Origin of the sequence: Paenibacillus sp. FSL L8-0494, assembly GCF_038003695.1 — a bacterium.
Taxonomy (GTDB): Bacteria; Bacillota; Bacilli; order Paenibacillales; family Paenibacillaceae; genus Paenibacillus_AQ; species Paenibacillus_AQ odorifer.
Genome location: NZ_JBBOPQ010000001.1, coordinates 3759961 through 3772040, shown reverse-complemented (window position 1 = coordinate 3772040; position 12080 = coordinate 3759961). Strand labels below are relative to the sequence as shown.

Below are 12080 nucleotides of genomic sequence, written 5' to 3'. Positions count from 1 at the left end.
CTATCCGTCAACTTTAAAGAGGAGGCTTTCTTAATGATGATAAGTCCGATTCTGAATCAGATTGGTGCTGTTTTTATTCCGGTAAAGGATATTGAGAAATCTAAACAATGGTATTGCCAATTGCTTGGACTGCCACTAGATGGAGAGGTATTATTCGGCCATTTATATGTAGTCCCTATGCAGGGACCGGGCATCGTTTTGGACAGTAAGATTTACACCGCTGAATCTGTTCTAAACATCCCTTCGTTTCATCTAAACACCGAGGACATTGATGCTGCTTATGATTATGTAAAGGCCAACGGAGGAGAGATTCTGACGGATATCGAACATGATCATTGGTTTAATTTTAAAGATCCCGATGGAAATGTGATTATGGTCTGTCGTTGTTAAGCGTTATATAGAAGGGAGTAGACGAATGATAAGAGAAGCTGTGCCCAAAGACGCTATCAATATTGAAGAACTATACCGGATTTTGCTACCTGAGCATCCAGCTATTCATGTATCCCCTGAGCGACTGAAGCAGATAGCAGATCATCCGGATAGTTTTCTTTATGTGTACGAAGAACAAGGAATAATTGTCGGGTCGTTACATCTTCATTTTTGTATGGATGCTTTGTGTGACGATAGGCCCTTTGCTGTTATAGAAAGAGTTATTGTGGCTGAAAAAGTACGAGGAAAAGGGTATGGCGCAATGCTAATGAGACATGCCGAGAATGTAGCAATCTTCAAGGGAGCCCTTAAGATTATGTTATCAAGTGCTGCAAAGAGAGAAGAAGCGCATCGTTTTTACGAGCATCTAGGTTATGATGGCAGCTCCAGCAAGTTGTTCAAGAAGTATTTATAGTTATTTACGATTGGAAGTGATGATATGATGGTCACACTTAGAGAGCTGGTGCCGGAGGATGCAGGTGAATTGCTTCGACTTCAGCATCAGTTAGACCAGGAGTCCAAATTTATGTTATTGGAACCGGATGAAAGACAAGCTAGTCTTTGTCAGGTCAAAGAAATGCTCGAAAGCTTTCTGGCAGGGAAAACTTCAATTCTTATAGGGGCAGAGGTTGACAATCATTTGGCAGGTTACTTGTCTGTTAGAGGTGGAAGTGTTAGACGCAATAGACATAGCGCGTACATAGTGATTGGGATTCAGAAACAATATCAGGGGAATGGGATTGGAGCTGGCCTGTTCCGTGAGATGGACATCTGGGCTATGAACAATGGGATTGTTCGTCTTGAGTTATCCGTCATGACCCATAATCAAGCTGCTTTGGCGCTATATATCAAGAACGGGTTTGAAATCGAAGGGACGAAGCGGAAATCTCTTATTATCGATGGTGAGTGGGTGGACGAATATTATATGAGCAAAATTCTCCCAAAAGAAAAAAGGATAGAGGATCAGATTTAATCTGATGACTCTATCCTTTTTTTTATGAATAAAGGTTATGATTTCGTAATTTATGATGATTCAGTGTTGCTTGATTGTTCGATAACAACTTCAACCTTGCGGACACGGTATCTGTTCATCTCGCGGATGGTCAATGTTACATGGTCACGAACAATACTTTTGCCAATGGCTGGATCTGTAATATGACTATATACCCAACCTCCAACTGTAGTCACTTCTTCATCTTCGAAATCAAGCCCTGTAAGTTCCTTGACCTCTAACAGAGATACTTTACCATCGAACAGATAGTTAGTATCGCTTATTTTTTCGACTTCTCTGCGTTCATCACCGTCAAACTCGTCACGGATTTCACCAACGATTTCTTCCAAAATATCTTCAATCGTGATGAGACCGGATGTTCCACCATATTCATCAAGCAGCAAGGCAATATGCACACGTTCCAACTGCATACGAGTTAGAAGATTCTTGACTGGTGTAACCTCAGATACTGTCAGGACGGGTTGAATCAAACTTTGGAAATCAAAATCAGGATTGTTATCATACTGCAAATAGAGCTGTTTTGTATTGATCATCCCGATAATATTATCCTTGCTGCCTTGTGCCACAGGGAAACGAGTATATTGCTCCTTGCGGATAATTTCGAAATTTTCTTTCAACGAATGATTGGTAAAAAGACATACCATATCGGTTCGCGGAACCATGATTTCTTTGGCGAGCATCTCATCAAAAGTAAAGATTCGGTTAACATAGCCATATTCGGCTTTATTGATTTTCCCGCTTTCGTAACTCTCGGACAAGATCAAACGAATCTCATCTTCACTATGCGCGTCTCCATGCTCACTAGCTGGTTTCATCCCGAAAAGACGAACAAGCATATTAGCGGAACCGTTCATGAACCAAATGAGAGGGTACAAAATTCTGTAGAACCAAATAATCAGCGGTGAAGTAATTTGACCGATTTTTTCCGGAATGTTTATAGCTGCCGTCTTCGGAGCAAGTTCTCCGACAACAACGTGTAAGAATGTTGCAATGATGAATGCGAGTAAAAACGCAAGAGGGTGACTCACACTAGAACTGATATTGGCCCAGTCGAAAATCGGAAGCAATAACTGTTCGAATGCAGGTTCTGCCAGTGCACCAATACCCAGCGCAGTGATTGTAATCCCGAGCTGACAAGCGGATAAATAGCCATCGAGATTAGCGGATACCTTCTGTACTGCTAAGGCATTCTTCTTTCCGTCAAGCACCATTTGACTGATCTGGCTACCTCTAAGTCTCACCAATGCAAATTCTGTTGCTACAAAAAAAGCGGTTAAAATAATCAAAATAACCACCAACGTCAAACTAAGTCCTATACCCATATAATCTTTACCATCCCTTTCGTTCCTAAAATAGGTTATACTCATTATTATGAGTTCTTATGAACTATTCTACGAACTTTTCAGTAAAATATCAAATGGTGGAGGGAAACAGATATGGAATCATTTGCATTGACTCGTGTGGAGATGTCCAGTCTACTGCTCTCATTGACCGGATTGTCAGACCGGAAACCGCTGAATATCCTCCAAGAGGCATGGGCAAAGTTTCACCGTGAAGAATTACAAAAGGGGACTTCGTTACCCGCTTTTTTATCAACCAATGTTCCACCCATATTACAAAAGATCATTAAAGGCGGCCATGTAAAAGGCTTTTCACTTGGTGAAATTGCTTCATTGGGCCATCTTATAGAGTATTCCACATTGACCGTCACAGCTATGCAAAATTGGGTCAAGCGCGACTTCAAGGAATATCTCGGTTCGCCTAAAGAAGGAAAGAAATATTCGGTTAATCAGGCGGCGCTTTTGTTTATTATTGATGATCTCAAATCAGCCCTTAACTTTGAAAGTATTCGCCAATTGTTCCAGCTAATGTTCCTAAAGCCGGATCGCGATGATGATGATCTAATTGAACCGGCCAAGCTGTATTACGCATATGCAGGGCTTTTTGAGGAGATCAAAAGCAATCCATCGATTCAGACGCAATGTAAAGTAGATCAAGTGTTGCACAAGGAGTTCTCTTGGAAAGAAGATACCTCGTTAAAAAGCTCTATAGATCGTGTAATTAACCGGCTGACACATTTGTCGAGAGCGCAGAGAGAATCCGTTCGTAATATGCTGCTTATCGCCACAATTTCTGTGCAGACCTGTTATTTTCAATCGCTGGCTAGGCAATACTTTAATGCTGCTTTATTTCTTGATTTTTGAGCACTTCAATTTTAAAATGTATAAGTGAAACAATCAAAAGTAAGTTTTATTAGTTAGCAGGTTGAAATAAGGGGGCTTCGAAGTGAATCAAATGACACTGCTGCGGAATCCGAAACAAAGGAAATTACTCTTCAGCGCTGGCTTGAGCTGGATGTTCGATGCGATGGACGTCGGAATGATTTCTTTTGTTGTAGCAGCTTTAGCTAAGGATTGGAATCTGGGACCGGAGCAGATCGGTATATTGACTAGTATTAATTCCGTCGGTATGGCAGTAGGTGCTGCAGCGGCAGGAATATTAGCAGACCGCTTTGGTCGTAAACCGGTATTGCTGTGGACACTCCTTATTTTCTCGGCGGCAAGCGGATTATCTGCATTTGCAACAGGCTTTGCGATCCTCTGTGTGCTTCGTTTTATTGCTGGGTTTGGCCTTGGCGGAGAGCTGCCTGTCGCTTCTACCTTGGTCTCAGAGAGCATGCCTGCTCAGGAGAGAGGCCGTGCGGTTGTGCTTTTGGAGAGCTTTTGGGCAGTCGGTTGGATTGCATCTGCATTAATCGCGTTCTTCATTATCCCTGATTATGGCTGGCGTATAGCTTTCGGAATTGGGGCTGTACCTGCACTCTACGCTTTATATCTAAGACGGGCGATTGATGATTCACCGAAATTTGCTGAGATTAAAAAGGCACCCGTTTCCTTAAAGAAACGAATCGCTACCGTATGGTCGCCAGAATATCGCCGTTCTACAATTATGTTGTGGATTTTATGGTTTACGGTGGTGTTCTCGTATTATGGCATGTTTCTATGGCTGCCTACAGTTATGGTACTTAAAGGCTTCAGCTTGGTCAAAAGCTTCGAGTATGTGCTTATTATGACGCTCGCTCAGCTGCCTGGGTATTTTACTGCCGCTTACTTTATTGAAAAGTTCGGACGTAAATTTGTCCTAGTCATCTATATGCTGTTCACTGCGGTTAGCGCTGCATGGTTCGGAAATGCGACTACTGAAGGTATGCTGATGGCTGCCGGAATTTGTTTATCCTTCTTCAATCTTGGCGCTTGGGGTGGCATGTACGCTTATACGCCAGAGCTGTACCCAACGGCTATTCGTTCCACAGGTGCTGGTTTAGCAACGTCCTTTGGCCGGATTGGGGGCATTATCGCACCTTTGCTGGTAGGGGTTCTAGTAGGTAAATCTATGGCGATTGGCTCGATCTTTATGTTATTTTTTGTAACAATTATTATCGGTGCATTAGCGGTATTGTTCCTTGGCAAAGAAACAAAGGGTACCGAGCTTCTCTAAAGTGTGATTCTGCATTACATACTTGATGTTAATCTATCAACAGTGCTAAAATATCAAGAAGAAACGATGTTGTCGTCCTGTATGGACGACCACTACTATTACGTAAGAACAAAACGGTTCCTTCACAGTTGTGAACAGGACCGTTTTTTTACATTAATCCTTATTTATAAGGACGGAGCGATCGCACATGAGTAATGATAGGAAGCAGCCGCATTTCACAGAATTAGTCTGGGAAAGTACGGAACAAAATGTACCGATTCCGCCGCGAAATTCCCCTGAACCTGCGCTGCCTAAGTCATCTTCTAAGAATAATGGCAAAACAAATTCCACCCCTGAACCTTCATTACAGCTGCAGCTTTGGGATACAGAGATGGAAACGCCGGAGCCTGTGACTACCACCGAAGGGCAGTTCGTAACAAGAGCGAAGGAATTGGTTGATAAAACTGAGGATTCAGCGCTATTTGTTCCTTTTAAGAGTTACTGGCCTACATATGGCCATATGACAGGCACGCAAAGCAGATGGTATTTTTATTGGCGGAATGAAGTTAGACAAGGCAGATATCTGAAAACAGATCTTTCTTATATTTTTCTGCATGTATATGAGCTTATTAATGGCGTGGGGTGGACTGATCCTTATGATGGCTATAGGCAGCTAAATCAGATGTGGGAAGCTTACCGGGAAAGTTATAAACGCTTGGATCAATATCTTGGCGGCTGGATCGCGGACTTCTCTTTTGTACATCACTTGGATGTCCCGCTTTCTATCATTGTGGCTCGTTCACGTGGTCTTGCAGGAGATCTGGCGGAACTTGAATTAATGAGAGGCTTGACCGCAGCGCCTGAGCAACTAACCTTTGCAGTATTAACGGCAATGTCGGACTATGATATTAGTAAATCCAAGTTCTACATCGGAGAAGGCAAAGAAGCTCTTGAACAATACATTCCGCAGGTCGTGGCGTTAATCAATGCTTATGTCACCCGAAAACACGGCTCCAATCTAGTTGAAATGTTTCCACCTGGACCAGCGGTGATGCGGGAGCGTTATTTATTCCGAAGTGCCGTATATGACATTTCATTATATGGCTATTCTGTTCTTATACCGGTTGTACGTATTAGTAAATCTCCACCACTTCGCAGTCTGATTACCAGGCTATTTCGTCTGACTGAGAATAAACTACGGGAACTGATGGGCTACCGCGGACGACTTAAAGGTGTTAATGTGGATGCCGATATGGACGATTTGATCACTCGTTTTCTAAAGCGTGAGTACCTTAAAGAGACGCAGGAAGACAAGGGGCCGGCAGTCGTCATAGATCCGGAGAAGCTAGAACGCCTGCAAAGTGATTCTGAAATTGTACGGACGATGCTTACGGTTGAGAATATGGACGAGCAGGAAGATTACGAGGATAGCGAGATCGATGTAACTATCGATGAAATCGGTCCAATAAAAGACAGCAAGGAAGAATTGTTGCCTGTAGATGTGATGGAAGAAGCTCAAGTGGTTAACATAGGGTCGGAGGCAGAACAGTTTGCCAATGCTTTAAGTCCACTACAACGGGAAGCACTGTTTGCTCTTTTGGATGAGGATGGAAGTCAATCTATGCTGAAGCTGGCTGCTGCCAATGGCACGATGTCAGAGCTTTTAATTGATGAGATTAATGAAATCGCAATGGATATTCTCGGTGATCTGATCATTGAGGGTGAAGATATTGTTGAGGAATATATCTCTATGCTGCGCAATATTTAATGAGGTGAACTTTGGATGAGTGAATTAAAAATACCTAAACGAATGACAACTGCGCTAGTCAATTCGTTGACGGCTGGTGTTGTTCCGCGTATCGGACTAGAGCATATAGCCGTTGGCCGCCGGCCGGAGATTGAAGCCATATTAAGAGATATGGAGAACATTGCAGAGGGTGGGGCAGCTTTTAAGCTGATTACAGGCAAATTCGGCAGCGGCAAAAGCTTTCTGCTTCAGATGATCCGTAATTACGCGATGGATCGTGATTTTGTAGTAGCAGATGCTGACCTCTCCCCTGAGCGCAGATTAGTGGGAACCAAAGGACAAGGCCTAGCGACTTACCGGGAGTTAATGAGCCATTTATCGACCCGCACACGTCCAGATGGTGGAGCGTTGGAGATCATCCTGCAGAAATGGATTATTACGCTACAGCAGTCCGTGATGCAGGAGAAGGAATATGGACCTGATCACCCTCAGCTTGGTGAAGAAGTAGAGAAGCGAATTTACGCTGTAGCCTCTGAAATGCGTGGTTTGGTGCATGGTTTTGATTTTGCCAAAGTACTCGCCTCTTATTGGAATGCACACAAGCTGGCTGATGATGACCAGAAACAGGATTCGCTTCGCTGGTTGCGTGGAGAATTTGCAACTCGGACAGAAGCCCGCAAAGCGCTTGGAGTTGGCGTGATTATTGATGATGATAATTGGTATGACTATATGAAGCTTTGGGCGGAATTTACCGCGGCTATTGGCTATAAAGGTCTGCTGCTGTTTATTGATGAAGGTGTCAATCTCTATAAAATTACGAACAGTATTTCCCGCCAGAGCAACTATGAAAAGCTGCTTACCATGTTCAATGATACGATGCAGGGGAAGGCAGAGAACCTTGGGATTTTTATAGGGGGAACACCGCAATTTGTGGAAGATGGACGGCGCGGATTATTTAGTTATGAGGCACTGCGATCGAGATTGGTTGCAGGCCGGTACGGGGCGGCGGGTCTGAACAATTATACTGGACCTATCATTGCACTGGACATGTTATCACACGAGGAAATTCTGGTACTGCTGCAAAAGCTTAAAGGGATTCACGCCCTACATTATGGTTATGAAGCGCGTTTATCACAGGAACAATTGGTTCATTTTATGGAGGAAGCGGTTGGAAGATTAGGGGCTGAGGAACTCTTGACTCCACGGGAGGTAGTTCGTGATTTCATGGATCTGCTGCATACGCTCCACCAGCATCCGGAGATTACTTTTGAACAGCTAGTGGGCGAAAAAACAGCTAAGCCAGCTGAGACCGAGCAAAATGAACTGGATGGGTTCTTAGCGGAGTTTGAATTATGAGTGATAATCCGTTCTATAGGCTGGCACCCTTCATTAAAGAGTTTATTTATAAGAACCGCTGGGAGACTTTGCGTGAGGCACAGGTGGATGCCTGCCGTGTGCTTTTTGATACCCCGCATCATCTGCTGATTGCCTCAGGTACCGCTTCAGGTAAGACAGAGGCAGCTTTTTTCCCTGCGCTTACTGAGCTGTATGAACGTCCTTCCGGTTCGGTTGGCATTTTGTATATCGCCCCTTTGAAAGCTTTGATCAACGATCAATTTACACGTTTGAATGATTTGCTTCGCGAAGGCAACATTCCGGTGTGGCACTGGCATGGAGATGTACCACAAGCTGATAAAACAAAACTGGTGCAGAATCCTTCAGGCGTGCTGCAAATCACCCCTGAATCGCTTGAAGGATTGTTGATGAACCGCCCGAATGCTATTCCAGCGTTGTTCCATGATCTACGTTTTATTGTCATTGACGAGGTGCATGCCTTTATGGGAGCTGACCGGGGGATCCAGGTGTTAAGCCAGCTGGCGAGAATTTCACGAATGGCGGGATGCCATCCTCGCAGAATCGGTCTATCTGCTACGCTGAGCGACTACGCTTCTGTCACGGAGTGGCTAGCGGCAGGCACACGGGAGAGCGTTGAAGTGTCCGCTCCACAAGGCGGGCGTAAGCTCAGGTTAAGTGTGGAGCATTTCTCTTTCCCGGATGCACGGGATGAGGTGCAGGCGGAGCATTTAGAACGTGCGAAGCAGTCTTATTACGATTTTATTTATGATCATACGCATCTGAAGAAGGCGTTGATCTTCACCAACAGCCGCTCAGATGCGGAGACGGCGACCCTAGAGATGCGGAGAACGGCCGCGAAGCGTGGTGAACGGGATGTGTTTCACGTTCACCACGGCAGCATCTCCGCGATGCTGCGTGAAGAGACGGAAGCCGCGCTGCGGCAAGGCACCGGACCGGCTGTTGCCGCAGCGACGTTGACGCTGGAGCTGGGCATTGATCTGGGCGAGCTGGAGCGAGTGCTACAGGTCGGCGCTCCCTATAGCTGTGCTAGCTTTGTGCAGCGGTTAGGCCGCTCGGGCAGGCGTGGAGACGATGCATCCGAGATGATCTTTGTCACGCCCGAGGAAGAGGACGAGGAAGCTCAGCTTCCGGCGCGGATGCCGTGGACACTGCTTCGAGCGATAGCGGTTATTGAGCTATATGTGCGCGAGAAATGGGTTGAACCCCTGGTCGTGCGTCAGCTGCCAGTTGGACTGCTATACCATCAGACGATGAGCATTTTGAAAAGTATGGGTGAGGCCGAACCGGATGATTTAAAAGAAGCGGTTCTGAGTTTGCCTTCGTTTAAAACCATAGATCCTACTGATTATGATATTTTCATGACCTATATGTTAGGCATGGGACAAATTGAGAAGATGGACGAAGGCAGCTTGATCATCGGGATGGCGGGAGAGAAGATCGTGAATAACTTCCGCTTCTACGCGGTCTTCAAAGATGATGAAGAGCATGTGGTCTATAACGGAACTGAGGAAATCGGATCGATCACAACGGTTCCACCACCAGGCTACTGTTTTACTCTAGCAGGTAAGCTTTGGAAGGTAGAAGAGGTGGATAATCGCCATAAAGCCGTTTATGTGAAAACCTCACGCGGCAAAGTAGATACGTTGTGGCTTGGTGCGGGTGGGGATGTACATACACGCATCATGAACAAGATCCGTGAAATCTTAGGAGCCACTTCATTGTATCCGTATTTAGCTCCGAGTGCGGCTGCGCGGCTCGAACGAGCTCGTCGTTTAGCGAAGGAAAGCGGAATGCTTGTGCGATCCGTTATGCCGGCGGGTGGAGATTCTATGTTCATTCTGCCCTGGGCGGGCAGTCGACAATTCCGCACGCTGGAGCGCCTTCTGAAGAACAATCTGAAGAGCCCTCTGGGACTGCGTTCTATCGTTCCGATGGAACCTTATTATATGGTTGTTGCGGGTAAAACTGATGCAGAAACGCTGGAAGCAGAGATCATTGCCGAAAGTATGGCTGCCACAGATCCATTATCATTGTTATCACCAGATGAAGCGCCCTACCTCGGAAAATACGATGAGTTCATCCCGCATGAGCTGCTGCGCAAAGCTTTTTCCTTGGATGGATTAGATGTCCCGGGTCTGATTGAAGTTTTAAAGCAGTGGCAGCAACCTAATTAACCTTGAGCAGTAAACACCGAAAATACTCTAAATTGCAGACGCCCGCATAAGCGGGCGTTTTGTTATGTCCGGATCCATGGTGATATATGAACTTTCCTTAAGTTTCAAATGTTGCATAAGAATAGGGTGGAAGGAGAATAGTACTAACAGATTCCTATAGAGGATGATTGCGATGTGGCCTAAAATAGTCTCTTATATTCCGGACTGGACAATTTTTATGCAGGCGGCGATTACGCTGCTCTTTCCCGTAGGGATTTTTTATCTTTACAGGCATTTGTATTTTTATGTTGGAAGCGGACGCTCTAAGGAAACAGAGGCCAAATCACAGGATGCGGAACTGAAGAAGAATGACAATCGGGAAGTAAATCCGCAGCCTCCTGTGTCTACTGCTTTTACTCAGGACTATGATGCCGATCTGACAGCGATAAAAACGGCATTGGGGGAGAACAGTGATGTACATTTTCGTGAATTCTCAGTTAAAGGTATTCAGGCACGTGCCGCATTAGTCTATGTAGAGGGGATGCAGCACGAAGAACTGATCAATCAGCAGGTGCTGCAGAATTTGATGTTTGCCGGCGAAACGCAGGCTTCAGAAGGAATATACAACTACTTGAAACAGAATATGCTCCCGCTAGCTCAGCTCAGTGAAGCCAAGGATTTAGACCAGCTGCAGGAGTTTGTCCTATTCGGATACACTGCGCTGATTGTCGAAGGCATGTGTGAGATGTTGCTGGTGGGTTCTCCGCATGGAGCAGTGCGCTCGATTACTGAGCCGACCTCAGAGGCTTTGCTGCGGGGGCCTCGGATTGGCTTTACCGAGGTGCTCAGTGAGAATACCTCTATGCTGCGGCGCCAAGGGCTTAATAAGAATCTGGAAATGAAAATGGTTGAAGTAGGCAGCGAAATCAAGAAGAACCTGGTTATCGCTTATATGAAAAACATTGTAAATCCTGATCTGCTCCAGGAAGTGAAGGAACGTATCTCCAAAATTGATATGGACTTTATTCTGGAATCCGGCTATGTGGAACAGTTGATCGAGGATGATTATTTAAGCCCGTTTCAGCAGACACAGAATACGGAAAGACCCGATCGGGTAATTGCTTCCTTGTTAGAGGGAAGAGTCGCTATTTTGCTGGATGGCACACCGTTTGCACTCGTTGTTCCAGTGACGTTCAGTATGCTTTTGCAGTCTCCTGAGGATTATTATGAGCGCTGGATTCCGGGTACACTTTTGCGGATACTCCGGTTTTGCGCATCATTTCTGGCTCTGTTGGCTCCGGCGCTGTATATTTCCTTTATCTCCTTTCATCCGGGACTGATTCCTACACAACTGGCGATCTCCATTATCGAAACACGCCAAGGTGTACCCTTTCCTGCATTAATTGAAGTGTTGATTCTGGAAATTTCCATTGAAATCTTGCGTGAAGCTGGAATCCGGCTGCCGAAGCCCATAGGCCCGGCAATGGGGATTGTCGGAGGTCTGATCATTGGAGATGCCGCGGTACAGGCTGGTATTGTGAGTCCGTTTCTGGTAATTGTTGTAGCCGTGACAGCGATCTCTTCGTTTTCCATACCGATGTACAGTGCGGGGATTACTCTCCGGATCTTACGATTCGCAGGCATGTTATTTGCGGCGGTCCTGGGCATGTTCGGAACCATCCTTTTCTTCCTGCTTATTTGCAGTCATCTGACTCGGCTTTCAAGCTTTGGAGTTCCTTACGTCACCCCTATTTCCCCTTTCCGGTTAAGTGACTGGAAGGATTTGTTCGTTCGTGCACCGTTATCGATCATGAAGCGAAGACCGGAGATGCTGAAGACCCAGAAGAAAAAGCGCAGGTCCTAGAGAATGTATTCTTAGCAGGAG

The 12080-nt window shown here is 45.5% G+C and carries 10 protein-coding genes; 9 read left to right on the top strand and 1 reads right to left on the bottom strand.

Annotated elements, in window-relative coordinates; all coding sequences use genetic code 11:
• Positions 1-36: 36 nt before the first annotated feature.
• The 3 genes from NYE35_RS17130 to NYE35_RS17120 are packed head-to-tail and all read left to right on the top strand — an operon-like array spanning position 37 to position 1402.
• On the top strand, positions 37-390 hold the full coding sequence (locus NYE35_RS17130; RefSeq protein ID WP_036677380.1) for a VOC family protein: 354 nt from the start codon (positions 37-39) through the stop codon (positions 388-390).
• Positions 391-415: 25 nt separating this feature from the next.
• Positions 416-844 carry a GNAT family N-acetyltransferase gene (locus NYE35_RS17125; RefSeq protein WP_076106756.1) on the top strand — a complete coding sequence of 143 codons (429 nt, stop codon included), beginning with the start codon at positions 416-418 and terminating at the stop codon, positions 842-844.
• 24 nt (positions 845-868) lie between these two features.
• Positions 869-1402 carry a GNAT family N-acetyltransferase gene (locus NYE35_RS17120; protein WP_076296602.1) on the top strand — a complete coding sequence of 178 codons (534 nt, stop codon included), beginning with the start codon at positions 869-871 and terminating at the stop codon, positions 1400-1402.
• Positions 1403-1452: 50 nt separating this feature from the next.
• On the opposite strand, the gene NYE35_RS17115 is transcribed toward NYE35_RS17120, so the two are convergent.
• Complete coding sequence (locus tag NYE35_RS17115; RefSeq protein WP_076296603.1) at positions 1453-2763, bottom strand: hemolysin family protein; 1311 nt, start codon at positions 2761-2763, stop codon at positions 1453-1455.
• A 114-nt stretch (positions 2764-2877) separates the two neighbouring features.
• Here NYE35_RS17115 and NYE35_RS17110 point away from each other — a divergent pair, with 114 nt between their 5' ends.
• The 6 genes from NYE35_RS17110 (at position 2878) to NYE35_RS17085 (ending at position 12059) form a co-directional block, all read left to right on the top strand.
• Positions 2878-3645 carry a DUF1836 domain-containing protein gene (locus tag NYE35_RS17110; RefSeq protein ID WP_036676915.1) on the top strand — a complete coding sequence of 256 codons (768 nt, stop codon included), beginning with the start codon at positions 2878-2880 and terminating at the stop codon, positions 3643-3645.
• A 91-nt stretch (positions 3646-3736) separates the two neighbouring features.
• A complete protein-coding gene (locus NYE35_RS17105; protein ID WP_036677382.1) occupies positions 3737-4939 on the top strand; it encodes an MFS transporter in 1203 nt (400 codons plus the stop codon).
• A 187-nt stretch (positions 4940-5126) separates the two neighbouring features.
• Positions 5127-6686 carry a TerB N-terminal domain-containing protein gene (locus tag NYE35_RS17100; RefSeq protein ID WP_076296604.1) on the top strand — a complete coding sequence of 520 codons (1560 nt, stop codon included), beginning with the start codon at positions 5127-5129 and terminating at the stop codon, positions 6684-6686.
• Between the two features lie 15 nt (positions 6687-6701).
• The gene (locus NYE35_RS17095) at positions 6702-8021 is read left to right on the top strand and encodes an ATP-binding protein (RefSeq protein ID WP_036676916.1); all 1320 of its coding nucleotides are present in this window, start codon (positions 6702-6704) and stop codon (positions 8019-8021) included.
• Positions 8018-10216, top strand: coding sequence for a DEAD/DEAH box helicase (locus tag NYE35_RS17090; RefSeq protein WP_076223768.1), 2199 nt, complete (start codon positions 8018-8020; stop codon positions 10214-10216). The genes NYE35_RS17095 and NYE35_RS17090 overlap by 4 nt, the downstream gene beginning before the upstream one ends.
• A gap of 172 nt (positions 10217-10388) precedes the next feature.
• Complete coding sequence (locus NYE35_RS17085) at positions 10389-12059, top strand: spore germination protein (RefSeq protein ID WP_036677387.1); 1671 nt, start codon at positions 10389-10391, stop codon at positions 12057-12059.
• Positions 12060-12080: the final 21 nt, after the last annotated feature.

Excerpts from the sequence above, each read along its gene's own strand:
- NYE35_RS17130 (WP_036677380.1), top strand. The coding sequence starts at position 37 with ATGATAAGTCCGATTCTGAATCAGATTGGTGCTGTTTTTATTCCGGTA.
- NYE35_RS17110 (WP_036676915.1), top strand. The coding sequence starts at position 2,878 with ATGGAATCATTTGCATTGACTCGTGTGGAGATGTCCAGTCTACTGCTC.
- NYE35_RS17125 (WP_076106756.1), top strand. The coding sequence starts at position 416 with ATGATAAGAGAAGCTGTGCCCAAAGACGCTATCAATATTGAAGAACTA.
- NYE35_RS17085 (WP_036677387.1), top strand. The coding sequence starts at position 10,389 with ATGTGGCCTAAAATAGTCTCTTATATTCCGGACTGGACAATTTTTATG.
- NYE35_RS17095 (WP_036676916.1), top strand. The coding sequence starts at position 6,702 with ATGAGTGAATTAAAAATACCTAAACGAATGACAACTGCGCTAGTCAAT.
- NYE35_RS17120 (WP_076296602.1), top strand. The coding sequence starts at position 869 with ATGATGGTCACACTTAGAGAGCTGGTGCCGGAGGATGCAGGTGAATTG.
- NYE35_RS17100 (WP_076296604.1), top strand. The coding sequence starts at position 5,127 with ATGAGTAATGATAGGAAGCAGCCGCATTTCACAGAATTAGTCTGGGAA.
- NYE35_RS17105 (WP_036677382.1), top strand. The coding sequence starts at position 3,737 with ATGACACTGCTGCGGAATCCGAAACAAAGGAAATTACTCTTCAGCGCT.
- NYE35_RS17090 (WP_076223768.1), top strand. The coding sequence starts at position 8,018 with ATGAGTGATAATCCGTTCTATAGGCTGGCACCCTTCATTAAAGAGTTT.
- NYE35_RS17115 (WP_076296603.1), bottom strand. The coding sequence starts at position 2,763 with ATGGGTATAGGACTTAGTTTGACGTTGGTGGTTATTTTGATTATTTTA.